Here is a 26,646-nt window from a genome sequence, read left to right on the forward strand (position 1 = left end):
AACTGACTATAAATCCAGCGTTTTCCTCCCCAAGACCGACTTCCCCATGCGGGGCGGCCTGCCCAAGAAGGAGCCTGAGCTCCTGAAGCGTTGGGCCGAGATGAATCTCTGGGAACGGATCCGCAGCGAGAGCCGGGGCCGTCCGAAGTTCGTGCTGCACGACGGACCTCCCTACGCCAACGGTCACCTCCATATCGGCCATGCGCTCAACAAGATCTTGAAGGATCTCGTCAGCCGCACCCAGCAGATGATGGGCAAGGACAGCCACTACGTGCCGGGCTGGGACTGCCACGGTCTGCCGATCGAATGGAAGATCGAGGAGCAGTATCGCGCCAAGAAGCAGGACAAGGACCAGGTGCCGATCGTCGAGTTCCGGCGCGAATGCCGGGCCTTCGCCGATCACTGGATCACCGTGCAGCGCGACGAGTTCAAGCGCCTCGGCATCGACGGCGACTGGGACAACTACTACTCGACGATGAAGTACGAGTCCGAGGCGGTCATCGTCCAGGAGCTCGGCAAGTTCCTGCTGAACGGCGGCCTCTACAAGGGTTCGAAGGCGGTGCTCTGGTCGGTGGTCGAGAAGACCGCGCTGGCCGAGGCCGAGATCGAGTATCACGACCATACGTCGGACACGATCCATGTGCGCTTCCCGGTCGTGCAGTCGAAAGGCGGCAAGCTCGACGGCGCCTCGATCGTGATCTGGACGACCACGCCCTGGACCATGCCGGGCAACCGGGCGCTGGCCTACGGCGAGGACATCGCCTACGCGCTGGTCGAGGTGGCTGCCGTCGCCGAGGGCAGCAAGGCCCGCGTCGGCGAGCGGCTGGTGCTGGCGCGTGATCTGGTCGATGCGGTCGCCGCGGAAGCGAAGTTCACGCCGACGGTCGTGGCCGAGGTTTCGGCCGAGGATTTGGAAGGATTGCTCGCCGCCCATCCGTTCCGCGGCCAGGGCTACGAGTTCGACGTGCGCCTGCTGCCGGGCGGGTTCGTGACCGCCGATGCCGGTACCGGCTTCGTGCATATCGCGCCGGGTCATGGTGCCGACGACTACGAGCTGGGCGTCGCCAACGGCGTCGAGGTGCCGGACACGGTCGCCGAGGACGGCACCTACTATCCGCATGTCCCGCTGTTCGCCGGCAAGCGCGTCTACACGCAGGACGGCAAGAAGGGCGATGCCAACCGCACCGCCATCGCGCTGCTCGACGAGGCGGGCAAGCTGCTGGCCTCGGGGCGCATCACGCATTCCTATCCGCATTCCTGGCGCTCCAAGGCGCCGGTCATCTTCCGCAACGCGCCGCAATGGTTCATCGCCATGGACAGGCCGATCCCCGAGATCGGCGGCACCCTGCGCGAGAAGGCGCTGGCGGCGATCGACGTGACGCGATTCGTCCCGCGCGCCGGCTACAACCGCCTGCGCTCGATGATCGAGACCCGTCCCGACTGGAACGTCTCGCGCCAGCGCGCCTGGGGCGTGCCGATCGCGGTGTTCGTGGACAAGAAGACCGGCGAGCCGTTGCGCGACGCGCAGGTGATGGCCCGCATCGTCGAGGCCTTCCGCGCCGAGGGCGCGGATGCCTGGTTCGAGAGTCCGCCCGAGCGCTTCCTCGGCGACAAGTACGACGCCGCCGAGTTCGAGCAGGTGACCGACATTCTCGACGTCTGGTTCGACTCCGGCTGCACGCACGCCTTCACGCTCGAAGGCAACGACCGGCTGAAATGGCCGGCCGATCTCTATCTCGAAGGCTCCGACCAGCATCGCGGCTGGTTCCATTCCTCGCTGCTGGAGAGCTGCGGCACGCGCGGTCGCGCGCCCTATGACGGCGTGCTGACGCACGGCTTCACGCTCGACGAGCAGGGCCGCAAGATGTCGAAGTCGCTGGGCAACATCACGGCGCCCCAGACGGTCTGCGACCAGTACGGCGCCGACATCCTGCGTCTGTGGGTGGTCGGCACCGACTATACCGAGGACCAGCGCATCGGGCCGGAGATCCTGAAGCACCAGGCCGAAGCCTATCGCCGCCTGCGCAACACGCTGCGCTATCTGCTGGGCAGTCTCGAAGGCTACTCGTCCGACGAGACGATGGCGTTCTCCGAGATGCCCGAGCTGGAGCGCTGGGTGCTGCATCGCCTGGCCGAGCTGGACGGGGTGATGCGCCGCGCGGTCGACGATTACGACTTCCATACGATCGCGACGGAGCTGCACAATTTCTGCGCCGTCGATCTGTCGGCCTTCTACTTCGACATCCGCAAGGATTCGATCTACTGCGATGCCGCCGACACGCCGCGCCGCCGCGCGGCGCGCACCGTGATGGCCGAGCTCTTCTCGTTCCTGACGGCCTGGCTGGCGCCCATCACCTGCTTCACGGCCGAGGAGGCCTGGCTCGCGCGGCCGGGCGACATGCCGGACGGCAAGGCCGAGAGCGTTCACCTGCGTCTCTATCCCATCATCCCTTCGGCCTGGCTCGATGCCGCGCTGGGCGAGAAGTGGAAGACCGTGCGGGCGTTGCGCCGCGTCGTGACCGGCGCCCTCGAACTCGAGCGCGCCGAGAAGCGCATCGGGTCGAGCCTCCAGGCCGCACCGGTCGTCTATGCCACCCCGGAATACCTGAAGGCGTTCGAGGGGCTCGATCTGCGCGATTACTGCATCACCTCGGGCGGCAGTCTGGTTTCGGGCGAAGCGCCGGTCGGTGCCTTCACGCTGCCCGACGTTCCCGGTGTCGCGGTGGTGCCGACGCTTGCCGAAGGCACCAAGTGCGCGCGCTGCTGGCAGGTGCTGGAGGAGGTCGGCAAGTCGCCGGCCCATCCGCTGCTTTGCCTGCGCTGCGAGGAGGCGGTGTCTGCATGAGACCGATCGACCGCCAGGCGATGGCCCTGCTCGTCGTCACCCTGGTGGCCGATCAGGTTTCCAAGCAACTCCTGCTGTCCTTCCTGGTCAAGGCCGGCGCCATCGTGACGGTGATCGACGGATTCTTCCGCTTGGTCATCGTCTGGAACCGCGGCGTCAGCTTCGGCCTCCTGGGCGGCGATCAGGCTCTGCCGCCCTGGGTGCTCTCGGGCGTGGCGATCGCCGTCTGCGTCGGACTGTTCCTGTGGCTGCGACGAACCGACCGCCCCCTCACCGGATGGGGCATCGGCCTTGTCATGGGGGGAGCCATCGGCAATGTTATCGACCGTGCGCGCTGGGGCGCAGTGTTCGATTTCGCCGATTTCCACATTGGACACTGGCACTGGCCGGCATTCAATGTCGCTGATGCGGCGATCGTCGTCGGTGTGGGGCTCATGCTCATCGACTCGCTGCTGGGCGAAAAGAAACCGTCGCCCTGAAGCGGCCATGATCGGCGGACAAAAGCCTACTACCAAGGACGGACGATGAAACCGACTCTTCTCCCGATTCCATTGGCCCTTCTGGCCTGCGGCACCCTCGCGTTGGGCGGCTGCAGCGCCTTCGAGAATTTCGGCGGCAGCAAGAAAGTGTCGCCTGACGAGTTCAAGATCGTCTCGCATTCGCCGCTGACGATGCCCCCCAATGCCGAGCTGCGGCCGCCGCGGCCGGGCGAGCCCCGTCCGCAGGAAGTCACGCCAGCCGACCAGGCCAAGGAAGCGCTGTCGCCGGCGCTCGCCGGTCGCACGCAGGCCCGCGTCAATGCCGGACCGGATGCGCCGCGCTCGGGCAGCAGCGCCGAGCAATCCCTCGTCGCCCGCGCCGGCAAGGGCGGCATCGATCCCAACATCAGGGGCCAGGTCAACACCGACACCAAGACCCTGGCCGAGAGCGACAAGTCGTTCATCGATGGCCTGATCTTCTGGCAGAGCTCGCCGCCGCCGGGCGTGCTGGTCGATCCGGCCAAGGAGCAGCAGCGCATCCAGGATGCCCAGGCTGCCGGCCAGCCGGCCGCCGGCCCGACGCCTACGATCACCCGTCGCAAGCGCGGCCTGCTCGAAGGCATCTTCTGAGTTCCGTTCCGCTCCCCGGCCGCCGCGCTCTGCTCGGCGGCCTCTTGGCGGGCGCGGCCGTCGCGCCGTCCGGTCCGGCGCTCGCGAAGCTGTTTGCCGTCGAAAAGCGCAACGCCGAGACCTTCACCCTGGCCAACGGCCTCGAGGTCATCGTGCTGCCGTCGCGGCGCGCGCCGATCGTGACCCAGGTCGTCGTCTACAAGGTCGGCAGCGCCGACGAAACGTTCGGTCGTACCGGCGCCGCGCATTTCCTCGAACACATGATGTTCAAGGGCACCGACCAGGTGCCGGGCGGCGAATTCTCGCGCATCGTCTCGCGCAACGGCGGGCGCGACAACGCCTACACGACCTTCGACTCCACGGGCTACCACCAGACCATCGCGGCCGAGCAGCTCGAGCTGGTGATGCGCATGGAAGCCGACCGCATGACCAACGTGCATCTCACCGAGCGCGAGATCGTGCCCGAGCGGCAGGTCATCCTCGAGGAACGCCGCATGCGCACCGACAACGTGCCGGCATCGCTGCTCGACGAGGCGGTGCGCGAGCAGCTCTTCGGCCTTCACAAGCCCTATGCCATGCCGGTGATCGGCTATCCCGACGACATCCGGAACCTCAGCGTCGACGATCTCGCGAGCTTCTATCGCCGCCACTATGCGCCCAACAACGCGATCCTGATCGTGGCCGGCGACATCACGACCGAACGGGTGCGTGAACTCGCCGAGAGATATTACGGGCCGATCGCCCGCCGCGAGATCGGACCGCGTCTGCGGCCCTCGCAGGGCGGCACCGACCTGCCGCAGAAGGTGGTCCGCGCCGATGCGCGCGTCGCCGAGCCGCGCTGGTCGCGCCTGTGGCTGGCGCCGTCCTACCGCGTCGGCGAGACGAAATTCGCCTATGCGCTCCAGGTGCTGGCCCGCCTGTTCGGCGGCAGCGAGACCAGCCGCCTGTCGCGCGTCCTGGTTGAGGAACGCAGGATCGGCCTGTCGGCCTGGGCATCCTACGGCCCCTCGAGCCTCGGCCTCACCTCGTTCGACATCGGTGTGCATCCCGCGAAGTCGCGCAGCATGGAAGACGTCGAGCAGGCGGTGACCGCCGAGATGAAGAAGCTGCTCGACGGCGGCGTCACCCCCGAGGAAGTCGTGCGCGCGCAGAACCAGCTGCTGGCCGCCGCGATCTATTCGCAGGACTCGCTGGCGAGCGGTCCGCGCATCTACGCTTCGGCGCTCAGCACAGGCGGCACGGTCGCCGACGTCGATGCCTGGCCGCAACATATATCGGCCGTCACGCCGGACGAGGTGGTGGCGGCTGCCCGGCATGTCTGGCGTGACGACGGCGCCGTCACGGCGCTGCTCACGCCGGCTGCCCGGAGCGGCGGATGAAGCGATTGCGCGTCCTTGCGGCCGCGGTCTCCGGCCTGTTGATCCTCCTGCCTGCCGTAGCGGGCGCGATCGAGATTCGGGAAATCACGACACCGCTGGGCATCAAGGCCTGGCTGGTCGAGGACAAGAGCACGCCCGTCGTGGCGCTCTCCTTTTCGTTCTCGGGCGGCACCGCCACCGATCCGGCCGGGCAGGCCGGCATCACCGATCTCATGGCGGGCCTGCTGACCGACGGCGCCGGTTCGATGGAGGCGCAGGCCTTCCGCCAGCGCCAGGAGGATGCCGCCGCATCGCTCGGGTTCAGCGCCTCGCTCGACCGCTTGACCGGCTCGCTGCGTGTCCTGTCGGCCAATCGCGACGAGGGCTTCGAACTGTTGCGGCTGGCGCTCACCCAGCCGCGCTTCGACCTCGACATGCTGGCCCAGCGCCGCGCCCAGACCATCGCGAGCATCAACCAGGCCGCCCAGCGACCGGGCTCGGTGGCGGGGCGGACGCTGATGGAGACGCTGTTCGCCGGCCATGCCTACGCCGCCGATCCCGACGGCACGCCGGAGGGACTGGCGGCCGCCACGCCGGAACTCCTGAAGAAGCGGGCAGCGGAACTGCTGTTGCGCAACGGCCTGATCGTCTCGGCGGTCGGCGACATCGGCGAGGCCGAACTGGCGCGCCAGCTCGACCGGTCGTTCGGCCTGCTGCCCACGGGCACGCCGCCGGCGTTGCCGCCGCAATGGGTGCCGCCGACCAACCCGCGTGTCGTCGTCGTCGAACGGCCTGTGCCGCAGAGCTCGGCGCTTCTGGCGCTGCCCGGCATCGCGCGCGACGATCCCGACTGGTACGCCGCGCTGGTGATGAACCACGTGCTGGGGGGCGGCGGCCAACAGTCGCGACTGTTCAACGAGGTGCGCGAGAAGCGCGGCCTGGCCTACAGCGTGTCGAGCGGACTGCGCACCTACAAGCGCGCCTCGCTCCTGGTGATGTCGACGGGCAGCGCCAACGAGCGTGTCGCCGAGGCGCTCGCGGTGATCCGCGCCGAGATGGCACGGATGCGCAACGACGGCGTCACCGAGGCCGAGATGACCGATGCCAAGACCTATCTGACGGGCGCGCTCGCCCTGTCGCTCGATTCGTCGGCCGCGATCGCGGGGCTGCTGCATTCCATGCAGATCGACGGCCTGTCGCCCGATCATCTGACGCGGCGCGCGGCGCTGATCGCCGCGGTCACGCGCGACGACGTTCGCAAGGTCGCGCGGCACCTCCTGCGCGATGAGGCGTTGACCACCGTGGTGGTCGGCAAGCCGGTCGGCGTCACGCCCGAACCCTGAGGAGATCCGCTTCCCCATGTTCTACAGCCACGTGATCGACGACGCGCTCGAAAACAAGGTCGGCAAGCAGGGATTGCATCGCGCCGCGCTCGACCGCGAACTCGCGAATGCCACCAAGGCGCTGGACAAGTTCCGGCAGTGGAAGGCCGACGGCACGCTGCCGCTGCTCAGCCTGCCCGGCACGCGCGACGATCTGGCCTTGCTGAAGCCGCATGCCGAGCGCTTCGCGAAGTTCGAGCATGTGATCGTGCTGGGCACCGGCGGGTCGAGCCTTGGCGGCCAGACCTTGGTGGCCCTCAAGGACCAGGGATTCGGGCCCCAGAACGGGCGGCCGAAACTGTGGTTCATGGACAATGTCGATCCCTCGACCTTCACCGAACTCGCGGCCCGGCTGCCGCTCGCCCGTACCGGGCTCATCGTGATTTCCAAGTCCGGCACCACGGCCGAGACGCTGACCCAGTTCCTGACCCTGCTGCCCGAGTTCGAGGCCAAGGTGGGCAAGAACAGGCTCGCCGAGCATGTCATCGCCATCACCGAGCCAAGCGACAATGCACTCAGCCGCCTGGCCGGCCGCATCGGCTGCCCGATCCTCGATCATGATCCCAAGGTCGGCGGCCGCTTCTCCGTCCTGTCGCTGGTCGGCCTGTTGCCGGCGATGATTGCCGGTCTCGATGTCGGCGCGGTGCGCGAGGGGGCGGCCAGCGTGCTCGATCCGGTGCTCGAGGCCAGCGACGCCGGCGATCTGCCGCCGGCCGTCGGTGCGGCGCTTTCGGTCGGGCTCGCCCGGGAACGCGGCATCGGCACCACGGTGCTGATGCCCTATTGCGACCGGCTCGGATACTTCGGCTTCTGGTATCGCCAGCTCTGGGCCGAGAGCCTGGGCAAGGGCGGCCATGGCACGACGCCGGTCCGTGCCATGGGCACCGTCGACCAGCACAGCCAGCTGCAGCTCTATCTCGGCGGCCCGGCGGACAAGATGTTCACCGTGCTGATCCTCGACACCGCTGGCAAGGGCAAGCCGATCTCGTCGTCGGCGCTGGGCGGCGACAAGTCGCTGGCCTATCTCGAGAACCGGTCGCTGGGCGACCTGCTGCTGGCCGAGGCCGATGCCACGGCGGCGACGCTGGCGAAGAATGGCCGGCCGACGCGCATCATGCGCATCACCACACTCGACGAAAGGGTGATGGGCGCGCTGATGATGCACTACATGCTGGAGACGATGTTCGCCGCGCAGCTTCTGGGGGTCGACGCTTTCGACCAGCCGGCGGTCGAGGAGGGCAAGATCCTGACCCGCCAGTATCTCGCCGCCCGCGTATCTTCCACAGGCCATCGGCCCTAAAATGACGGCGCCATGAGCGCCATCCGTACCCTGCGTCGCCTGCCCTCGACGCTCGTCAACCGCATCGCCGCCGGCGAGGTCGTCGAGCGTCCGGCCAGCGCCGTGAAGGAGCTGGTCGAGAACGCGCTCGATGCCGGCGCGCGGCGCATCGCGGTCACCCTGAAGGAGGGCGGCCGCACCTTTCTCTCGGTGGTCGACGACGGCGTCGGCATGTCGGCCGACGAGTTGCGGCTCGCGGTCGAGCGCCACTGCACCTCGAAGTTGCCGGACGACGACCTGACCGACATCCGTACGCTCGGCTTCCGCGGCGAGGCGCTGCCCTCGATCGCCTCGGTCAGCCGCTTCACCATCACCTCGCGCCCGGCCGGCGCCGACACCGCCTGGAGCCTGGAGATCGACGGCGGCGCCAAGGGTGAGCCGCGGCCCGCCGCGCATCCGCAGGGCACACGCGTGGAAGTCCGCGAGCTGTTCTTCGCGACGCCGGCGCGGCTCAAGTTCCTGAAGGAGCCGCGCACCGAGTCGAGCCACGTCGCCGATGCGATGCGCCGGCTCGCCATGGCCCATCCCGAGGTCGCCTTCCGGCTGGAGAGCGAGGAGCGGGCGCTGATCGACCTCGCCGCCGCCAACGGTTCTCTGCTGTCGGGCGATGCCGCGCGGCTGGAGCGGCTGGCCGCCATCATGGGCCGCGAGTTCGCGGAAAATGCCGTGGCGATCGACGCCAATCGCGAGGGCTTCCGGCTCACCGGATTCGCGGGCCTGCCGACGCTGAACCGGCCGACCAGCCAGCACCAGTATCTCTTCGTCAACGGCCGCCCGGTGCGCGACAAGCTCCTGGCCGGCGCGGTGCGCGGCGCCTACCAGGATTTCCTGGCGCGCGACCGCCATCCCATGGTGGCGCTGTTCCTCGAAGCGCCGACCGAGATGGTCGACGTCAACGTGCACCCGGCCAAGACCGAGGTCCGCTTCCGCGACGCCGGCATCGTGCGCGGCATGATCGTCGGCGCGCTGCGCACCGCGCTCTCGGCGGCCGGCCATCGCGCCAGTACGACCGTGTCCGACGCCGCACTCGGCGCCTTCCGCCCGCACACCGGCTTCTCGACGCCGCTGCCGATGGGCGGAGGAAGCGGTGGGGGCTACGGATATGGCAATGGCGGCGGCTATTCGTCGGTGCCGCGCGGCCTCGCGGAAGCCGCGATGCAGTTCATGGCACCGCTCGATGGATTGTCGGCGCGGGTCGAGGAGCAGCCGGCAAACATCGCGCCCGGCAACTATCCGCTGGGCGTGGCGCGGGCCCAGCTGCACGAGACCTACATCGTGGCCCAGACTGACCAGGGCGTGGTGATCGTCGATCAGCATGCCGCGCATGAGCGGCTGGTCCACGAGCGGCTGAAGACCCAGCTCGAGGCCGAGGGCGTGAAGCGACAGGCGCTGCTGCTGCCGGAGGTGGTGGAGATCGGCGAGGATGGTGCACGGCGCCTCACGCAGCGCGCCGCCGAGCTGGCCGACATGGGCCTGGTGCTGGAGCCGTTTGGTCTCGGCGCCGTGGTGGTGCGCGAGACGCCCGCCGTGCTGGGCGAACTAGACATCCAGGGACTGGTGCGCGACCTGGCCGACGAGCTGTCCGAGATGGGCGATCATCTGTCGCTCAAGGAGAAGGTCGAGGAAGTCTGCGGCACGCTGGCCTGCCATACCTCGGTGCGGGCCGGCCGGCGGCTGACCGTCGAGGAAATGAACGCGCTGCTGCGCCAGATGGAGGCGACACCGCACTCCGGCCAGTGCAATCATGGCCGCCCGACCTATGTCGAACTCAAACTGGCCGACATCGAGCGGCTGTTCGGAAGACGATGAAGAAGTTTCTCGCGTTGCTCCTGATCGCCTGTGCCGCCGCTTCGGGCGCCTCGGCCCAGACCCGCGCGCCGGCGCCGCCCAGCGCGCCGCCGCCCGGCACGGTGCCCACTCCCGCGCCGGCTTCGCCGCTCGACGGCACGTGGCGCGGCACCAGCGATGGCGGCTCCTGCAATGCGCCGCTCGATTACCTGCTCACCATCGAATCGGGCTTCGTCGACGGCTCGGCCTACGACACCACGGCGCGTGGGCCGGTGCCCAATCCCAACAAGTCGGCACCGCCGCCGCCGGGCCCTGGCCTGTGGCAGATCCACGGCGTCGCCAAGGTGGGCGCGCCGTTCAATCTCCTGAGTCTCGCCTCGGTGAAGGGCCCCGAACACCGCCGCATCCAGCTCACCGCCCGGGGCGACGCCTCCGGCCTGATCGTGACCGAGAACGGCGGCTGCCGCCGCACCGCCCGCCTCTCGCGCTAGAGGCTGAGCAGGATTGAATCACCCCAACCTCATGCTGAGGAGCGCTCCGCAGGAGCGCGTCTCGAAGCATGGGCTACAGGCACCGAGCCTGCTGCCCACCCTTCGAGACGGCCGCGATGCGGCCCCTCAGGGTGAGGTAGTCTTGGTGAATCTGAGGCGACAAGACGCAGTCTTGTTCAGCCCAGCAGCATACGCGCGTCGACGATGGTGTAGCCGTCGGCGTTCACGATCACGGGGTTGAGGTCGATTTCGCTGATCTCCGGATGCGCCAGTGCGAGGCGCGACACATCGAGGAGCAGGGAGACGAGCTTCTCGCGATCGACGGGGGCGCTGCCGCGGACGCCGTCGAGCAGGGCCTTGCCGCGGATCTCGTCCAGCATCAGGCCGGCCTCGCGCCGATCGATCGGCAGGGTGCGGAAGACCACGTCCTTCAGCACCTCGACGAACACGCCGCCCAAGCCGAACATCAACACCCGTCCGAATTGCGGGTCGCTGGTCACGCCGATGATCACTTCGACGCCCTTGGCGGCCATCGGCGCGACCAGCACGCCGGCAATGTCGGCGGACGGCACGGTCTTGCCGATATGGGCGCGGAGCGCCGCGCTCTGGGCCTCGATCTCCGCCGTGCCCGCGATGCCGAGCTTCACGCCGCCGACGTCGGATTTGTGCAGGATGTCCTTCGAGACGATCTTCAGCGCCACCGGCGCCGCGGCGAGCGCGGCCGGCAAGGTCTTCACGTCGTCAGGTGTGCGCAGCAGGGCGAAGGGCGGCACTGCGATTCCCTCGGATGCCAGCAGTTCGAGGGCTTCCGGTTCGAGCAGGCTCTGGCGGCCCTCGGCGCGGGCGGCGGCGACCAGCCGGGCCGACGCTTGGCTGGGGTGCGGCGCGGCCGTGTTCGGCTTGGTCTCGCGCGCGGCGGTGGCGATGCGATGGAATTCCTCGGCGCCGGCCAGGCACGCTGCGGCGATCTCGATCGAGCGCACGACCGTGATGTCGGCAGCGCGCAGGATGTCGATCGCCTCGGTCGGGAACTCGGCATAGTGGCACTGCACGATCACCGGCTTGCCGGCCTGCTTGGCGAAGGCCGCGAGCTTTAGGGCAGCCTCGTTCTCGGCCTCGGCAAGCGGTGTGCCGTAGCGCACCTGATAGCCGCCGAAATAGCCCACGATCAGCAGCGCATCGACGGCGGGGTCGGCCAGAATCGCCTCGCCGCAAGCCGGCATGTAGCGCGGATGCGGATCGGTGCCGCCGCCGGCATCGACCGGGTTGTTCAACTGCGTGGCGTTGGGCGTGATCTTCTTGAGGCGCGCCTCGGTCTCGCCGGACAGGACCGGCAGGTCGAGGCCGCGCTCGGCCAGCGCATCGACCGCCTGCGAGATCGGGCCGCCGCCTTCCGACAGGATGGCCACACGGCGGGTCGGACGGCCGGCGGTGCGCGAGACCATGTCGGCGACCGCGAACATCTCGTCGGAGCGCTCGACCAGGATGGCGCCGGCCTGGCGCAGCGCGGCGCGCGCGACGGCATAGTTGCCGGCCAGCGACCCGGAATGCGAGCGGGCCGCGCCCTCGCCCTTGTCGGTGCGGCCGGCCTTGTAGAGGACGACCGGCTTGCGCGCGGAGACGTCGCGCAGCGCCTCGAGGAAGGCCGGGCCGTCCTTGAAGCCCTCGACATAGACGATGACCGCGCCGGTGTTGGGATCGTCGCCATAGAAGCGGAGATATTCGTGGAAGCGGATGTCGCCTTCGTTACCGACGCCCACGAAGGTGGTGAAGCCGGCATGACCGTTCTTGTGGCTCTGCGCCAGCAAGGCGATGGCGACATTGCCCGACTGGCAGAGCGCGCCCAGCTTGCCGGCATAGACGCCGGGCCAGCCGACCAGGTTGCAGCCGGTATAGGCGTCGAAGATGCCGGCGGTGTTCGGACCGATCACGCGCACCGAACCTTCGCGGGCGGCTTCCATGCTGCGGGCTTCGAGTGCCGCACCGTCCGGCCCGGCTTCGCTAAAGCCACCGGCCAGCACGAGGGCCGCGCGCACGCCGCGCTGGCCGCACAGGCGGATCACGTCGGGCAGGGCGGCGGCTGGCGTGCAGACCAGCGCGAGGTCGATCTCACCCGGCGCCGAGGCGAGGTCGGGATAGCAGGCGAGGCCCAGGATTTCGCTTTCCTTGGGATTGATCGGCAGGATGCGGCCCTTGTAGCCGTCGCCCAGCAGGGTCTTGATCGCGCGGTGTCCGCGCTTCACGGGATCGCGCGAGGCGCCGATGACCGCGACCGAGCGCGGCTTGAGGAAGTCCATCGAGGAGGTCATGGTCTCTGGCTCAGGTCATGGTCTTGGTGAAGCGCACGGTCTGCGCCTGGGCATCGGCATCGGTGCGCACGTTGACGAGCGCCGTCCGTCCGGCCTTGACCGCGGCCGCCGCCCGCTCGAGAGCGGGGCGGATATCCTCGGGCCTTTCGACATATTCGGCGACGCAGCCCAGCGATTCCGCCAGCTCGTGGAAGCGCGTGTAGCCGAGGTCGCGGCCGGGTTTCATGCGCTTGGGATCGGCCGTCCAGCCGCCATTGAGGCTGATGACGACCAGCACCGGCAGCTTGTGGCGGACAGCGGTGTCGAGTTCCATGCCGTTCAGCCCGAACGATCCGTCGCCATGCAGCACCATTACGAAGGCGTCGGGTTTGGCGGCCTTGGCGCCGAGGCCGAACGGCAGGCCCACGCCCATCGTGCCGAAGGTGCCGGAGTTCAGGCGATGCCCGAAGACGTGGGTGGGAATCGTCTGGCGTCCGAAGTTCAGGATCTCCTGACCGTCGACGGACAGGATCGCGTCGCGCGGCAGGAAATCGCGGATCTCCTTGCACAGGCGCAACGGATGGATTGGCGTCTGGTCGGTCGAGATCTGCGCCTCGAACTTGGCCGCCTTGTCAGTCTCGATGCCTGCGAGCCGCTCCCGCCAGGCACCGTAGCGCTCAGGCGTCACGCGCCCGCCGGCCGCCGCGGTCATCTGCTCCAGAACGGTGCGCGCGTCGCCCACGATCCCGATCTCGACCTGCGGCGTCGAGGCGATTTCGCCCGCATCGATGTCGATGCGGATCAGACGGGCATCTTTCGCGAAGCGCGGGGCCTGGCCGTGACCGAACACGTAGTTCAGCCGCGTGCCGACCACGAGCACCACGTCGGCCTCGCGCAGGGCGGTCGAGCGCGCGTTGGGGAAGGTATGCGGTCCGTCCTCCGGCACCACGCCGCGACCCTGCGGCGTGGTGTAGAGCGGCATGCCGGCCTGTTCGACCCAGCGCGCCAGGGCCGCGGCCGCGTCCGACCACAGCACGCCACTGCCCGAGATGACGACGGGCCGTTCGGCCTTGGAGAGAAGATCGAGCGCCTTCTCGATCGCGGCCGGGTCGCCGGCCGGACGGGCGCGCGCCGCCGCCGCCGGCTCGGTCGGCCACACCACCGTGGCCTCGTCGATCTCGGCATAGAGCACGTCGCTGGGGCAATCGAGATAGACCGGGCCCGGCTTGCCCGCGAGGGCCTGGCGGAAGGCGAGGTTGACCATCTCGGGGATGCGTCGCGCCTCGAGGATGCGGTCGGCCCACTTGGTCAGCGGCTTCATCGCGGCGAGCTGGTCGAATTCCTGGAAGGCGCCGCGGCCGAATTCGCCGATCGGGCTCGCGCCGCCCAGCGCCACCACCGGCACGCAATCCATCAGCGCGTTGGCGAGGCCGGTGCCGAAGTTCAGCGTGCCGGGGCCGGAGCAGGCCATGCAGACGCCGGGGCGGTTGCGCAGGCGGGCATAGGCATGGGCCATCATGGCCGCCGCCTGCTCGTGGCGCACGTCGATCCCGCGGATGCCGAGATCGATCGCGGCCTTTTCGGCCGACGACATGGGCGCGCCCATGATGAAGAAGAACGTATCGACACCTTGCTGCTGAAGCGCGCGCGCCAGCAGTTCATAGCCCATCACAGTCACAGCGTTACCTCTGCTTTTCTTGCTGTCTATTGCGGATGCAAACGTCCGGCGCGTCCTATTCCACGGGAATCTTCGCGTCGCTGATCAGCGTGTGAAAGTCCTTCACCTCGCTGGCGATGAAGCTCGAGAACTGCGCAGGCGTGGAAACCTTCACCTGGAGCCCGAGGTCGGTCAGCCGCTTCGTCACGTCCGGAAGGGCGATCACCTTGTGGACCGCGCCATTCAGCCGGTCGACGATCGGCTGCGGCGTGCCGGCGGGGGCGGCGACACCCAGCCAGCCTCGCGAGACGACGCCCGTCACGGTTTCCTGCACGGTCGGCACGTCGGGCAATTGCGAGGAGCGCTCCTCGGTCGTCACCGCAATGGCGCGAAGCTGGCCGGACCGGACATAGGACATCGAGCTCGGGATGGTCTCGAACATCAGCTGGATGCGGCCGCCGACCAGATCGGCCATGGCCGGTCCGCCGCCCTTGTAGGGAACATGGACCATGTCGACGCCGGTTCGGCTCTTGAACAACTCACCGGCCAGATGCTGGGAGGCGCCGATGCCGGAGGAGCCGAAGTTCAGCTTGCCGGGATTGGCCTTGGCATAGGCGATCAGTTCGGGAACCGTCTTCACCGGCAGGGAGGGATGGACCATCAGGACGTTGGGCTGGATCGCGACCAGCGAGACCGGCGCGAAGTCCTTCAGCGGGTCGTAGCCGATGGTGCGGTACAGGCTGACATTCACCGCCAGGTTGGAACTGGCCATCAGCAGCGTGTAGCCGTCGGGCTTGGCGTGGGCGACGGCCTCGAAGCCGATGTTGCCGCCAGCCCCGGCGCGATTCTCGACGACGATCGACTGTTTCAGCTCCTCGCCCAGCGCCTGGGCCAGAATGCGGCCGACGATGTCGACGCTGCCGCCGGGCGCGAACGGGATCACGAGCTTGATCGGTTTGTCGGGATAGGGCTGCGCCCCGGCGCCGAGTCCCGTCAGGAGCACCATGAGAAAGGTGCCGATGGCGCCGAGTACCTTGCCCATTCGCCGTGCCTCCGAACCGTCCCGAATTCGAAAGCAACGCTAGGAGTGGGCCTTTCTCATATCAATAAGGTTCTGATAAGAGCAATTGATGCGAGTTTCGCATATATATTTTACAAGTTCGTGAAGCATATGAAGCGCCCGCCTTCCCAGATTCCCAATCTCTCGGTTCGGCAGCTCAGGGCCGTGGCGGCGGTCGCGCGCTATTCGAGCTTCATCGCCGCCGCCGCCGAGCTGGAGCTGTCGCAGCCCGGCCTCTCGCGCATGATCCGGTCGGCGGAGGAGGAATTGGGAACCTCGCTGTTCGAGCGCACGACCCGGCACGTCACCCTGACGAGTGCGGGCGTGGAGTTCGTGCCGCTGGCGGAACGCATCCTCCACGACCTCGAACTCAGTTCGGGCGTGCTGCGCGAGCTCAAGCAGCAGGCGCGCGGCCATCTCGCCATCTCCTGTCCGATGGCCTTCGCGACCAACATGCTCGCGGAGCTGATCATCAAGTACAAGCGTTCGCGGCCCAACGTCGTCGTGAACGTCCACGAGGGCATCCAGAACAGTTCCATCGGTCTGGTCCGCTCGGGGCATGTCGATTTCGGCATCGGCGCGCCCACCGAGCCGCACGACGACCTTGTAATCGAGGAGCTGTGCAAGACCACCTATCACGCGGTCTTCCACAAGGATCATCGCTTCGCTGCGCGCGACCGCTTGCACCTTTCCGATCTTCGCGGCGAAGCGCTGGTCTCGATGCCGCCCGCTTCGAACATGCGGCGGATCATGGACGGCGCGGCGGCGAAGGCGGGCTTCCGCCTCGACTATACGATCACCCTCAATACCTACAGCGCGCTCGCCCAGTTCGTCCGCCGCAAGATGGGCGTGACCATCCTCGTGAACACGTCGCTGCCGAACGATCCCTTGCTGCGCTCGCTGCCCATCGACCCGCGGGAATTTCATGGCACGCTGGCGCTGATGCGCCTGAAGGGGCGGCCCATGTCGGAAGCGGCGCTGGGTTTCCAGGAGGTCATCCGGGCGCACTTCTCCAGGTTCGCCGCCGCGGAGAAGGCGCGGACGCGCGCCCGCAGAGGTTAGCGGCCCGGCGCCATCAGCCCCAGCCGTTCGCGCCTCAGCCAGCGGACGAGCAGCAGGATCGCCACGACGGTGAGGCCGGTGGCCAGGCCGATCCACAGGCCGAAGCCGGCCAGCCCGCCCTGGAAGGCGAGCGCCACGCCCAGCAGCAGGCCGATGCCCCAGTAGCCGATGCCGGCATAGACCATGGGCACGCGCGTATCGTGCAGGCCACGCAGCATCCCGGCCGCCACCGCCTGGCCGCCATCCGCCACCTGGAACAGGGCAGCGACCATCAGGAAGCTCACCGCCAGGTCGATCACGGGAAGATTGGCCGGCGTGTCGAGATCGAGGAAGAGGCCGACCAGGGTGCGCGGGACGAGGACCATTGCCAGCGCCGTCAGCGCCATGAAGCCCACGCCCATCGCGTAGGCCGTCCAGCCGGCGCGTCGGATGCCCTCCTTGTCGTGCGCGCCGAAGGCGCGGCCGACCCGCACGGTCGCGGCCTGGGCCAGCCCGAGCGGCACCATGAAGGAGAGCGAGGCGAGCTGCATGGCGATCGAGTGGGCTGCCAGTGCGGCGGCGCCGATCAGCCCCATCAGGAAGGTGGCGCCGTTGAAGACGGCGACCTCGAACACCAGGGTCGCGCCGATCGGCAGGCCGAGATGCCACAGCTCGCGGAAGCGCGGTCCGTCGGCACGCCAGAAGCGGCCGAACAGGCGATAGCGGCGGAACTTGCGATCGGTGAGAACGACGGCCGCGAGCAGCGCGAACATCAGCGTGTCGGCGAAGGTGGTGGCGTAGCCGGCGCCGACCAGCCCGAGCCTGGGAAAGCCGAGATGGCCGAAGATCAGGATCCACGCCGCCGCGGCATTGACGACCACGCCGGCCACGCCGGCGGCGAGCGCCCAGAGAGGGCGCTCCAGCGCCGAGACGAACGAGCGCAGCACCAGGAAGAAGAAGAACGGCAGCAGCGACCATTGCAGGGCGCGCACATACTGGGCCGCGGCCTTGGCGAGCGCCGGCTCCTGTCCCATCGCCAGCAGGATCGCCTCGCTCTGCCACAGCACGATCCAGATCGGCACCGTCGCGCCGGCCGCCATCCATAGGCCCTGGCGCACCGTGCGACGCACGTCGCGCACCGAATGGCGCTTGCGCCCGAGCTCGCGCGCGATCATCGGCGCGGTCGCCGTGGTGAGTCCGAGGCCGAAGATCATGGTGGCGAAATAGAGGTTGGAGCCCAGCGCACCGGCGGCCAGCGCATCGGCGCCGAGCCAGCCCATCATCACCACGTCGGTCGCGGTCATCAGGGTCTGTGCGAGATTGGTCAGGATGAGCGGCCAGGCGAGCCCGAGCGTCGCGCGCGCTTCCCCCGCCCAACTCATTCGGCCCGCCGCCGCGATCTGCGCTTCCTCTTTCATGCCGGCGCTTATAGCCGGCACCCCGTTACGATCACAGGTCGCAGGCGATCCGGTGCTCGATGCCGTCGACCAGACGGAAGAACGCGTCCTGCGGCTTCTCCAGCACGAACATGGCCCGGGCATCGAGTCCGAGATGGAGGCCGCGCATCACCGCGCCGCTGACGCCGTGGCTCACCACGACGGTGCGCGTGTTGGCGGCGGCAATCTCCGACAGCATGGTCTCGCAACGCCGCCGCAGGTCGGCATGGGTTTCGCCGCCCGGCGGGCAGTAGCCGTGCGGATCGGCACGCCAGTCGGCAAGAGCCGTCGGGTGATCGATCTCGATCTCGGCCCACGAGAAGCCCTCCCACGTGCCGTAGGAGAGTTCCGCCAGCCTGATGTCCTCGCGCCATTCCGAGGAGGACAGCCCCAGCTCCTGGCCGATGATCTCCGAAGTCTCGCGCGTGCGCCCCAAGGGGCTGCGCAGGAAGATCGTCGGTCCAGGCGCGCGCTCGAGTTCGCGCCGGAGCGTGCGGCCCATCGCCAGCGCCTGGACCCGGCCGCGCGCGGTCAGGTCGGAGTTCTTGCTGCCCTGCATGCGCCGTTCGGTGTTCCAGGCGGTCTCGCCATGACGCAGCATGTAGAGCGGTGCGGTGAGCCTCATGCCGTCCGTTTGAGGATCACGATCTTCGCCGCGCCGTAACGGCGTTCGTCGATCGCCTCGAAGCCGTGAGGCGGTGCGATATCCTCGTTGTACGCCAGTTCGACGGTGACGACCGCGCCCGGTGCCATCCAGCCGGCGTTGGCCAGCGCCGTGATCGCCGCCGCCGCCTCGCCCGAACGATAGGGCGGATCGAGGAACACGAGGTCGCACGGCTCGCGCGCGGGCGGCGGCCGCGTCGCATCGGCGCGCACGACCTTGGCCGCGCCGGTCTCGCCCAGCTTGCGCAGGTTGTCGCCGATCGACTTGATCGCGGCGGCATCCTTGTCGAGGAAGGTGACATGGGCCGCGCCGCGCGACAGGGCCTCGAGGCCCAGCGCGCCGGAACCGGCATAGGCATCGAGCACGCGCGCCTCGATCAGCGGCGAGGTGCCGCCGTCCTCGTCCTCGCGCCAGTTCGCATGCATCAGGATGTTGAACAGCGCCTCGCGCGCGCGGTTGGAGGTGGGGCGCGTGGCCTCGCCAACCGGCGTTTCGAGCATGCGGCCGCGATGCTTGCCGCCGATGATGCGGATCATCAGTGCCTCCGGCGCTTGGCGTGGGGCGGCGCGGGCTTCGGTTTGGGCTTGGCCCAGCCTTCCTTGCGCGGCGGACGCTTGACGCCCAGCAGGTTTTCGAGCGCCTGCGGCGGGATCTCGTCGACATGGCCGCGTTCGACTTCGCCGAGATGGAACGGCCCGAAGGCCACGCGGATCAGGCGCACCACCGGCAGGTCCAGGTGGGCCAGAACGCGGCGCACCTCTCGGTTCTTGCCCTCGGTCAGCGCGATGTCGATCCACGCGTTGGAACGCTGCTGGCGGTCGAGGCTGGCCTGGATCGAGCCGTAGCGCACGCCCTCGATGGTGATGCCGTTGGCCAGTTCCGCGAGCTTCGCCTCGTCGACGGCGCCGTGCACGCGGGCGCGATAGCGACGCGTCCAGCCGTTGGCCGGCAGTTCGAGCTGGCGCGCCAGCCCGCCATCGTTGGTCAGCAGCAGCAGCCCTTCCGAGAAGTAATCGAGGCGGCCGATCGTGACGACCCTCGGCATGCCCTTGGGCAGCGAGTCGAAGATGGTGCGGCGTCCCTCGGGGTCGCGGGCCGTCACCATCTCGCCCGGCGGCTTGTGATAGCGCCACATGCGCGCCCGGTCGGCCGCAGGCAACGGCTTGCCGTCGACCTCGATCACGCTCTTGTCGGTGACGACGCAGGCCGGGGTCTCCAGCACCTTGCCGTCGACCTTGACCCGGCCTTCCTCGATCCAGCGTTCGGCATCGCGGCGCGAGCACAGGCCGGCGCGCGCGAGGCGCTTGGCGATGCGCTCGCCTTCCTTGACAGGTTGTTCGTTCACTTTGTGCCCGCCGCGCCCAGGAAGGCGCGGAACAATTTCGCGTCGCCTTCGGAGATATGAAACTCAGGATGCCACTGCACGCCGATGCAGAAGCGGTAGGCGGGGGCTTCGATGCCCTCGATCACGCCGTCCGGCGCGGTCGCGTTGACGACGATGCCTTCCGGCTGATCGGCGGCGGCCTGATGATGGGCGCTGTTCACCTGCAGCTCCTCGGCGCCGACGATGCCGTGGAGTTGCGTGCCCCGGGCCACCTTCACGACGTGGCCGGGCTCGTTGCGCGGGTTGGGCTGCTCGTGCGCCAGCGCATCCTCGATGGCGTCGGGAATGTGCTGGATCAGCTTGCCGCCCAGCACGACATGCAGCAGCTGCTGGCCGCCGCAGATGCCCAGCACCGGCTTGTTCTGGGCGAGCGCGCCCTTGGTCACGCCGAACTCGAAAGCGGTGCGGCGGTCCTTGGTGACCACCGTCGAATGCTTCGCGCCGCCGCCATAGTAGGACGGGTCGACGTCGAAGGCGCCGCCGGTCACCACCAGCGCGTCGATGCGCTCCAGATAGTCGGCGACCCGGTCGGGCTCGTGCGGCAGCGCAACGGCCAGACCACCCGCCGCGTCGATCGCGTCGAGGTAGTTCTGGCGCAGCGCATACCAGGGAAACTTGGAGTATCCGCCTGGCTTTTCAGCATCCAGGGTGACTCCGATGAGGGGACGGGGCATGTGCGCCAAGATACGCGCGCGGGCCGCCGCGCGCTATAGTGCGGCCGCGATGCCGGATTCATACAAGTCGACGCCCATGGACAGAGCCCTCGCCGCCGCCCGCGCGGCCGGCGCGCGGGGCGAGGTGCCGATCGGCTGCGTGATCGTGGGTCCCGACGGCGCCGTGCTGGCCGAGGCCGGCAACCGCACCGAGGAGCTGAAGGACCCGACCGCCCATGCCGAGCTGCTGGCGATTCGTGCCGCCGCTGCCGCGCTGGGCTCGCCGCGCCTGGTCGGCTGCGACTTCTACGTCACGCTGGAACCGTGCCCCATGTGCGCCCAGGCGATCTCCTTCGCGCGCCTGCGCCGGCTCTACTGGGGCGCCGCCGATCCCAAAGGGGGCGGCATCGAGCAGGGCCCGCGCATCTTCGACCAGCCGACCTGCCACCACCGCCCCGAACTCTATCCCGGGGTCGGCGAACGCGAGGCGGGCGAGCTGCTGCGCCGCTTCTTCAGGGAGCGGCGTTGAAGAATCGCACTCCTCGCTCGTCAAACGGGGAGGTGGCCCGAAGGGCCGGAGGGGGAAGGCCATGAGTCTGAACTCTTCCCAACGAACGATCTTAGCGTTGCTTTGCCCCTCCCAGCCTCCCCCGTAAGACGGGGAGGCGAAGAGTTGAACGCTTAAGGCTTCACGAACTTCAGGACGAACTCGTCCTTGGGCTGCGGCGGGTCGGGTGTGTTCTTGTCACGCGGGTCGTTGGGGTTGCGCAGGAAGTTGCCCTCGGCGACGAGCTTGAAGCCCGCGGCCTCGACTTCCTTGCGCAGGAAGGCTTCCTCGATGCGATGCAGGGTGCCGGACTCCGAGATGCCGGTGCCCGGGCGGCCTGCATGGTCGGCGATGACGTAGAAGCCGCCGGGCTTCAGCGCCTTGAAGGCCGCCGCGTTCATCTTGGCGCGGTCGACGCCCAGGAAGCCGAGGTCGTGATAGTTGAACATCAGGGTGACGAGGTCGAAGCGGCCGTCGGCCAGTTCGGCGGGCAGCGGATCCTCGAAGGGGCGGGACAGCGCCGTGATCGGCGCGGCGGCGACGCCGGCCGCCTTCATCTTCTCGCTGCGATCGGCCAGCGCGACGGGTGAGGGACGCGGCGGGGCGGGTGGTGTGGCCGGTGCGGCCACCGGTGCGGCGGTCGGATTGGCATTGCCTTCGGGTGCGGCCGGACGCGGCGCCGGCTGGCTGGGGTCGCGCGGCGGCCGGCTCTGGCCATAGACCGCGCCGGTCGGGCCGATCGAGCGGGCGAGCAGTTCCGTCGTGTAACCACCGCCGGCGCTGAGATCGAGCGCGGTCATGCCCGGCACGATGGCGATGAAGGCCAGCATCTCCGCGGGTTTGCGGCGCTGGTCGTTGGTGCGGTCGGCGGCGCTGCGGTCGGGGCTCGCCAGGATTTCGGCGATGCGGGCCGGCGAGTTGGGCTGCTGCGCCGCGGCCGGCCCGGCGGCGAGAAGCAGGGCCGCGCCCGCGATCATCGCCCGTCTCTTGAAGCTCATTGTTGCACTCCCTGCCGGAGCGCCTCCGCCCATTCGGCGCGGACACCGGCATCGCAGTCATCGGTCGTTTGACCGCGCCGCGCAACCTCGGCCGGCGCGAGTTGCGACAGGGCCCAGACCGCGGCGCCGCGCACGAGGGGCGAGGCATCCGCCAGCAGCCGCTCGACCGCCGGCAGCGCGGTGGCGGGCGCCTCGCTGTTGCCCAGCGCGTAGGCGACGTTGCGCAGGAAGCGGTCGCGGCCGATGCGCTTCACGGCGGTGCCCGAGAAGCGCGTGCGGAAGGTCGCGTCGTCGAGTTCGGCAAGCTCGGCCAGCAGCGGCGCCTGCAACTCGGCGCGCGGCGTGAAGGCGGCTTCGCGCGACTCTCGGGCAAACTTGTTCCATGGGCAGGCGGCGAGACAGTCGTCGCAGCCATAGATGCGGTTGCCCAGCGCCGTCCGGAATTCGCGATCGATCGGGCCGGCATGTTCGATGGTGAGATAGGAGATGCAGCGCCGCGCATCGAGCTGATAGGGCGCGGGGAAAGCATTGGTCGGGCAGGAATCGAGGCAGGCGCGGCACTGGCCGCAATGATCGGTCTCGGGCGCGTCGGGCGGCAGTTCGATCGACAGCAGCAGTTCGCCCAGGAACAGCCAGGAGCCGAAGCGGCGCGACACCAGGTTGGTGTGCTTGCCCTGCCAGCCATGGCCGGCCTGCTGCGCGGCGAGTTTTTCCATCAGCGGCGCGGTGTCGACGAAGACCTTCAGACTCTCGTGATAGGTGTCCCAGATGAAGCGGCCGAGCTGCTTCAGGCGGCTCTTCATCACGTCGTGATAGTCGCGGCCCTGCGCATAGACCGAGACCGCGCCGCGCTCGCGCTCCGAGAGCGTGAAGCGCGGATCGCCGGCCGGCCCGTAGTTGAGCGCGACAGACACGACGGTGCGCGCCTCGGGCCAGAGGCCTGCCGGATCGATGCGCTGCTCGGCGCGGTCGACCAGCCATCCCATGTCGCCCTGGAAGCCGCGCGCCAGGAACGCTTCCATGCGGTCCCGCCGCAACTGCCGCGCCTCGGGCGAGAGCTGCGCCGGTGCGAAGGCCACGGCGTCGAAGCCCAGCTCCAGCGCCTTCGCGGCAATCGCATCGCGCAGCTCGCGCGGCGTTGCGGGCTTCGGGGGCCGCTTCGGACGGGGCGGCAGCTTGGCCATCAACCCCGGCCGCGATAGGGCGCCACGCCAGTGTCGGGAAGCCACAGGCCCTTGGGCGGTGCGGCGGTCTGCCAGAACACGTCGATCGGCATGCCGCCGCGCGGATACCAGTAACCCGCGATGCGCAGCCAGCGCGGCGCCAGCGCCTTCACCAGGCGCTTGCCGATGCCCACGGTGCAGTCCTCGTGGAAGGCGGCCTCGTTGCGGAAGCTGTTGAGATAGAGCTTCAGCGACTTGCTCTCGACCAGCCTGGTGCGCGGGACATAGTCGATCACCAGATGCGCAAAATCGGGCTGGCCGGTCACCGGGCAGAGCGAGGTGAATTCCGGCTGCGTGAAGCGGGCGAGATAGAGCGTGCCCGGATGCGGGTTGGGCACCGTCTCGAGTACGGCTTCCGCGGGGGAGGCGGGCAGGGCGGTCGCCTGTCCGAGCTGACGGAGTTTTGCATATTTAGCCATCCGCCCATCATATGCTAAGCGGGCCGCCATGACTCACAGGGTTGCAATCGTCGGCGCCGGCCCGTCCGGCTTCTATGCCGCGGACGGGCTGCTGCGCGGCCGTCCCGACCTTCGCATCGACATCATCGACCGCCTGCCGACGCCGTTCGGCCTGGTGCGGGCGGGTGTCGCGCCCGACCATCAGGGCACCAAGGCCGTGGTCCGCCAGTTCGACCGGCTGCTCGCCCAGCCCGACCTGCGTTTCGCCGGAAACATCGAGATCGGCCGCGACCTGACCTGGGACGAGGTCATCCAGTCCTACGACGCGGTGATCGTCGCCACCGGCATGGTGGTCGACCGCAAGCTGGGCATTCCCGGCGAGGATCTGCCGCATGTCTGGGGCTCGTGGCGCTTCGTCGCCTGGCTGAACGGCCATCCCGATTTCCGCGGCGGTCCCGACCTCTCGGGCGTGAAATCCGTGGCGGTGATCGGCAACGGCAACGTGGCGCTCGACGTCGCGCGGCTGCTGGCCAAGAGCCCGGACGAGATGACCAAGTCCGACATCGTGCCGGAGGCGGGGGCGGCGATCGCGGCGGCGCCGATCGCCGACATCCATGTGATCGGACGGCGCGGCGCCGGGGAAGCCTCCTTCACCACCAACGAACTGGCCGAGATGGGCCGGCTGGCGCGCGCCGTTTCCGTCGCCGATGCCAGCGTGCTGACCGCCGAGGCGCCGGCCGCCGATCCGACGCCGGAGCGGCTGCGCAAGACCAAGAACATCGAGACCCTGAAGCGCTTCGCCGCGCAGACGCCGGGCGAAAAGCCGGTGACGGTGCACTTCCGGTTCCACGAGACGCCCAAGGCGATCCGCCCGGGCGAGATCGAACTCTCGACGGGCACACTCGCCGCCGACCTGGTCGTCACCTGCATCGGCTATACCGGCGAGCCCTTCCCGCAGGCCGAGAACGTGTTCCCGGTCGGCTGGGCGCGCCGCGGCCCGAGCGGCACCATCCCGACCAATCGCGCCGACAGTCATGCCGTGGCCAAGGAAGTGATCGACTTCCTCGAGGACCGCGACCTCAAGAGCGGCCCCGACATCCTGCCGCTCTGCGTCGATGCCGAGGGTTGGCGCCGCATCGACAAGGCGGAAATCGCCGCCGGCGCCGCGCAGGGACGGCCGCGGGTCAAGTTCGTCGACTGGCAGGCGTTGCTCGACGTCGCGCAGGGCGATTGACCGTTCGTCGCGGGGCGCGGGCATTTCGCCTGTCGCGCGCGGGCTTCTGCGGCTCTATACCTTGCGCCCTACGGGGAAGGCCAAGAGTACAGGAGTTTCCATGCTGAAGTTACGTCGTCGTTTCATGGGCGCGCTCGCCGCCGCCGCCGCGGTGATGCCGCTGGCCGCGTCCGCGCCCGCCTCGGCGCAGTCCACGCCCTCCACCCTCAAGGTCGCGCTGCATTCGGACCTCAAGATCATCGATCCGATCTGGACCTCGGCGCTGATCACCACCAACCACGGCTACATGATCTACGACACGCTGTTCGCGGTCGACGACAAGCTCGAGGTCAAGCCGCAGATGGTCGACAAGTGGGAGGTCTCGCCCGACAAGCTGACCTACACGCTGACCCTGCGCGACGGGCTGGAATGGCATGACGGCAAGCCGGTCACGGCGGAGGATTGCGTCGCCTCGATCAAGCGCTGGGGCGCGCGCGACGCGATGGGCCAGAAGCTGATGGCGGTGACGTCGGACCTTTCGGCGCCGGACGACAAGACCATCAAGTTCGTGCTGAAGCAGCCCTATGGCCTGCTGCTCTATTCGCTGGGCAAGCCGGGCTCGAACGTGCCGTTCATGATGCCCAAGTCGGTCGCCTCGACCGATCCCAACAGCCAGATCACCGACGCCACCGGCTCCGGCCCGTTCATCTTCAAGAAGGACGAGTGGAAGCCCGGCGAGAAGGCGGTCTACGTCAAGAACCCGAAGTACAAGCCGCGCGCTGAGCCGGCGTCGGGCTTCGCCGGCGGCAAGGTCGCCAAGGCCGACCGCATCGAGTGGGTGTGGATCCCCGACACGCAGACCCAGGTCAACGCGCTGCTGAGCGGCGAGATCGATCTGGTGGAAATGGTGCCGGCCGACCTGCTGCCGCTCCTCAAGAAGGAAAAGAGCGTCAAGGTGTTCGTCGGCAACAAGGCCGGCCGCCAGTACACGATGCGCTTCAACGTGCTGCACAAGCCGTTCGACAACGCCAAGATCCGCCTCGCCGCGCTCTACGCGCTCGACCAGAAGGAATTCCTCGACGCCAATGTCGGTGACCCGGAATACTACAAGGTCTGCAACTCGCTGTTTCCGTGCGGTTCGCCGCTCGAATCGACCAAGGGCTGGGAGGACAAGCTCTCGGGCAATGCCGCGAAGGCGAAGCAGCTCCTGACCGAGGCGGGCTATGACGGCACGCCGGTGGTGATGCTCCACCAGACCGACGTGGCCGGCCACAACAACCTGGCGACCGTGGCCAAGCCGCAGCTCGAGAAGGCCGGCTTCAAGGTCGACCTGCAGCCCATGGACTGGCAGACGCTGGTCGCGCGCCGCGCCAAGAAGGACGCGCCCAGCGCCGGCGGCTGGAACGTCTTCTTCACCTCGTGGGGTGCGGTCGACGTGATCAACCCGGCCGCGGCCGCCTTCCTCAACGCGTCCTGCGACAAGGCGACCTTCGGCTGGCCGTGCGATGCCGAGCTCGAGAAGCTGCGCGATGCCTATGCCGCCGAATCCGATCCGGCGAAGCAGAAGGCCATCGCCGAGCAGGTCCAGCTGCGCGTGCTCGAGTACCCGACGCATGTGCCGCTCGGCCAGTTCACCTCGCCGACCGCCGTGCGCGCGAACGTGAGCGGAATGGTCTTCGCCCCGACGCTCGCCATGTGGGGCCTCGAGAAGAAGTGACCGCTTAGCGGTCACCCTGACCGAAGCGCGCGGCGCGTAGCCGAAGGGTCTCGCC

At 68.7% G+C, this 26,646-nt stretch carries 23 protein-coding genes; 12 read left to right on the forward strand and 11 right to left on the reverse strand.

All coding sequences use genetic code 11. The features are described 5' to 3' along the window. Positions 1 to 46: 46 nt before the first annotated feature. The 8 genes from ileS to ACP15H_RS28655 are packed head-to-tail and all read left to right on the forward strand — an operon-like array spanning position 47 to position 10,312. Positions 47 to 2,845: an isoleucine--tRNA ligase gene (gene ileS / locus ACP15H_RS28620; RefSeq protein ID WP_425069980.1), complete on the forward strand. Its 2,799-nt coding sequence runs from the start codon at positions 47 to 49 to the stop codon at positions 2,843 to 2,845. 20 nt (positions 2,846 to 2,865) lie between these two features. Then, on the forward strand, positions 2,866 to 3,324 hold the full coding sequence (lspA, locus tag ACP15H_RS28625; protein ID WP_425069513.1) for a signal peptidase II: 459 nt from the start codon (positions 2,866 to 2,868) through the stop codon (positions 3,322 to 3,324). Between the two features lie 45 nt (positions 3,325 to 3,369). Beyond that, positions 3,370 to 3,954 carry a DUF3035 domain-containing protein gene (locus ACP15H_RS28630; RefSeq protein ID WP_425069514.1) on the forward strand — a complete coding sequence of 195 codons (585 nt, stop codon included), beginning with the start codon at positions 3,370 to 3,372 and terminating at the stop codon, positions 3,952 to 3,954. 44 nt (positions 3,955 to 3,998) lie between these two features. After that, positions 3,999 to 5,333, forward strand: coding sequence for a M16 family metallopeptidase (locus ACP15H_RS28635; RefSeq protein WP_425069515.1), 1,335 nt, complete (start codon positions 3,999 to 4,001; stop codon positions 5,331 to 5,333). After that, complete coding sequence (locus ACP15H_RS28640; RefSeq protein WP_425069516.1) at positions 5,330 to 6,655, forward strand: M16 family metallopeptidase; 1,326 nt, start codon at positions 5,330 to 5,332, stop codon at positions 6,653 to 6,655. The genes ACP15H_RS28635 and ACP15H_RS28640 overlap by 4 nt, the downstream gene beginning before the upstream one ends. 16 nt (positions 6,656 to 6,671) lie before the next feature. Further along, the gene (locus ACP15H_RS28645) at positions 6,672 to 7,994 is read left to right on the forward strand and encodes a glucose-6-phosphate isomerase (protein WP_425069517.1); all 1,323 of its coding nucleotides are present in this window, start codon (positions 6,672 to 6,674) and stop codon (positions 7,992 to 7,994) included. 12 nt (positions 7,995 to 8,006) lie between these two features. Further along, positions 8,007 to 9,842, forward strand: coding sequence for a DNA mismatch repair endonuclease MutL (mutL, locus tag ACP15H_RS28650; protein ID WP_425069518.1), 1,836 nt, complete (start codon positions 8,007 to 8,009; stop codon positions 9,840 to 9,842). Continuing rightward, positions 9,839 to 10,312: a hypothetical protein gene (locus tag ACP15H_RS28655; protein ID WP_425069519.1), complete on the forward strand. Its 474-nt coding sequence runs from the start codon at positions 9,839 to 9,841 to the stop codon at positions 10,310 to 10,312. Before mutL ends, ACP15H_RS28655 begins: the two co-directional genes overlap by 4 nt. Before the next feature lie 176 nt (positions 10,313 to 10,488). On the opposite strand, the gene ACP15H_RS28660 is transcribed toward ACP15H_RS28655, so the two are convergent. The 3 genes from ACP15H_RS28660 to ACP15H_RS28670 all read right to left on the reverse strand — a co-directional run bounded on the left by ACP15H_RS28660 (position 10,489) and on the right by ACP15H_RS28670 (position 15,299). Then, positions 10,489 to 12,621 (reverse strand): acetate--CoA ligase family protein, encoded by a 2,133-nt coding sequence (locus tag ACP15H_RS28660; protein WP_425069520.1) that lies wholly within the window; start codon positions 12,619 to 12,621, stop codon positions 10,489 to 10,491. 10 nt (positions 12,622 to 12,631) lie between these two features. After that, positions 12,632 to 14,269: a thiamine pyrophosphate-binding protein gene (locus ACP15H_RS28665; RefSeq protein WP_425069521.1), complete on the reverse strand. Its 1,638-nt coding sequence runs from the start codon at positions 14,267 to 14,269 to the stop codon at positions 12,632 to 12,634. A gap of 64 nt (positions 14,270 to 14,333) precedes the next feature. After that, a complete protein-coding gene (locus tag ACP15H_RS28670; RefSeq protein WP_425069522.1) occupies positions 14,334 to 15,299 on the reverse strand; it encodes a Bug family tripartite tricarboxylate transporter substrate binding protein in 966 nt (321 codons plus the stop codon). Positions 15,300 to 15,428: 129 nt separating this feature from the next. Here ACP15H_RS28670 and ACP15H_RS28675 point away from each other — a divergent pair, with 129 nt between their 5' ends. Beyond that, positions 15,429 to 16,379 (forward strand): LysR family transcriptional regulator, encoded by a 951-nt coding sequence (locus ACP15H_RS28675; RefSeq protein ID WP_425069981.1) that lies wholly within the window; start codon positions 15,429 to 15,431, stop codon positions 16,377 to 16,379. On the opposite strand, the gene ACP15H_RS28680 is transcribed toward ACP15H_RS28675, so the two are convergent. The 5 genes from ACP15H_RS28680 to ACP15H_RS28700 are packed head-to-tail and all read right to left on the reverse strand — an operon-like array spanning position 16,376 to position 20,516. After that, a complete protein-coding gene (locus tag ACP15H_RS28680) occupies positions 16,376 to 17,776 on the reverse strand; it encodes an MATE family efflux transporter (protein ID WP_425069523.1) in 1,401 nt (466 codons plus the stop codon). The two genes, ACP15H_RS28675 and ACP15H_RS28680, sit on opposite strands and share 4 nt — an antisense overlap. 31 nt (positions 17,777 to 17,807) lie before the next feature. Then, positions 17,808 to 18,419: a histidine phosphatase family protein gene (locus ACP15H_RS28685; protein ID WP_425069524.1), complete on the reverse strand. Its 612-nt coding sequence runs from the start codon at positions 18,417 to 18,419 to the stop codon at positions 17,808 to 17,810. Then, positions 18,416 to 18,994, reverse strand: coding sequence for a 16S rRNA (guanine(966)-N(2))-methyltransferase RsmD (rsmD, locus tag ACP15H_RS28690; RefSeq protein WP_425069525.1), 579 nt, complete (start codon positions 18,992 to 18,994; stop codon positions 18,416 to 18,418). The genes ACP15H_RS28685 and rsmD overlap by 4 nt, the downstream gene beginning before the upstream one ends. Beyond that, positions 18,994 to 19,803, reverse strand: a complete 810-nt coding sequence (locus ACP15H_RS28695) for a pseudouridine synthase (RefSeq protein WP_425069526.1) — start codon at positions 19,801 to 19,803, stop codon at positions 18,994 to 18,996. Before ACP15H_RS28695 ends, rsmD begins: the two co-directional genes overlap by 1 nt. Next, positions 19,800 to 20,516, reverse strand: coding sequence for a gamma-glutamyl-gamma-aminobutyrate hydrolase family protein (locus ACP15H_RS28700; RefSeq protein WP_425069527.1), 717 nt, complete (start codon positions 20,514 to 20,516; stop codon positions 19,800 to 19,802). Before ACP15H_RS28700 ends, ACP15H_RS28695 begins: the two co-directional genes overlap by 4 nt. A 49-nt stretch (positions 20,517 to 20,565) precedes the next feature. Here ACP15H_RS28700 and ACP15H_RS28705 point away from each other — a divergent pair, with 49 nt between their 5' ends. Further along, positions 20,566 to 21,024 (forward strand): nucleoside deaminase, encoded by a 459-nt coding sequence (locus ACP15H_RS28705; protein ID WP_425069528.1) that lies wholly within the window; start codon positions 20,566 to 20,568, stop codon positions 21,022 to 21,024. Positions 21,025 to 21,176: 152 nt separating this feature from the next. Here the strand turns inward: ACP15H_RS28705 and ACP15H_RS28710 are convergent, their stop codons facing one another. From ACP15H_RS28710 to queF, 3 genes are read right to left on the reverse strand one after another with little or no spacing between them, the layout of a single operon-like run. Then, positions 21,177 to 22,040: a class I SAM-dependent methyltransferase gene (locus ACP15H_RS28710; RefSeq protein ID WP_425069529.1), complete on the reverse strand. Its 864-nt coding sequence runs from the start codon at positions 22,038 to 22,040 to the stop codon at positions 21,177 to 21,179. Continuing rightward, a complete protein-coding gene (queG, locus tag ACP15H_RS28715) occupies positions 22,037 to 23,224 on the reverse strand; it encodes a tRNA epoxyqueuosine(34) reductase QueG (protein WP_425069530.1) in 1,188 nt (395 codons plus the stop codon). Before queG ends, ACP15H_RS28710 begins: the two co-directional genes overlap by 4 nt. Continuing rightward, entirely contained in the window at positions 23,224 to 23,682 is a 459-nt protein-coding gene (gene queF / locus ACP15H_RS28720; protein WP_425069531.1) for a preQ(1) synthase, read from the reverse strand. The genes queG and queF overlap by 1 nt, the downstream gene beginning before the upstream one ends. A 28-nt stretch (positions 23,683 to 23,710) precedes the next feature. Here queF and ACP15H_RS28725 point away from each other — a divergent pair, with 28 nt between their 5' ends. Together ACP15H_RS28725 and ACP15H_RS28730 are read left to right on the forward strand one after the other, a co-directional pair. Further along, positions 23,711 to 24,895, forward strand: a complete 1,185-nt coding sequence (locus tag ACP15H_RS28725; protein ID WP_425069532.1) for an FAD-dependent oxidoreductase — start codon at positions 23,711 to 23,713, stop codon at positions 24,893 to 24,895. Between the two features lie 100 nt (positions 24,896 to 24,995). Further along, entirely contained in the window at positions 24,996 to 26,591 is a 1,596-nt protein-coding gene (locus tag ACP15H_RS28730; protein WP_425069533.1) for an ABC transporter substrate-binding protein, read from the forward strand. The last annotated feature ends 55 nt before the right edge of the window (positions 26,592 to 26,646 follow it).

The sequence above is a fragment of the Reyranella sp. genome, assembly GCF_965249915.1.
Taxonomy (GTDB): domain Bacteria; phylum Pseudomonadota; class Alphaproteobacteria; order Reyranellales; family Reyranellaceae; genus Reyranella.